This window comes from Enterobacter sp. IF2SW-B1 (genome assembly GCF_001743375.1).
GTDB classification, from domain to species: Bacteria; Pseudomonadota; Gammaproteobacteria; order Enterobacterales; family Enterobacteriaceae; genus Enterobacter; species Enterobacter bugandensis.
In genome coordinates, this window is the sequence record NZ_MJAA01000295.1 from 1 (window position 1) to 409 (window position 409).

Sequence of the window (409 nt, forward strand, 5' to 3'; positions counted from 1 at the left end):
GACAGGCGTTTACGTGACGAGCTGGTGATGAACCTGATTCAGGGGGAAGAACATACGCCTGCACTCAGCGAATGGGCGCAGCGGGTGGGGAGCGATCTGAACCAGCCGCGCGGGGTGGCGGTGATTGAGGTCGATAGCGGACAGCTTGGCGTAGACTGCGCGATGGCCGAGCTGCAGCAGCTGCAAAATGCGCTGGGGACGCCGGAGCGTGACAACCTGGTGGCGATCGTATCGCTGTTGGACGAGATGATTCTCGTGGAAACCGCGCGGGCGACGCGGGAGCGTGACATCCTGGTTGCGATCGGCTCGCTGACGGAAATGGTGGTACTCAAACCCGCGCTCAATGCGTTCGGCCGCTGGGATGCGGAAGATCATCGTCGTCGCGTGGAACTGCTGATTTCCCGTATGC

1 pseudogene is annotated in these 409 nt (G+C 61.9%); it reads left to right on the forward strand.

Features of this window, described 5'->3' with window-relative positions:
- Positions 1-409, forward strand: a pseudogene (locus A6013_RS24445) (hypothetical protein); the annotation flags it as partial.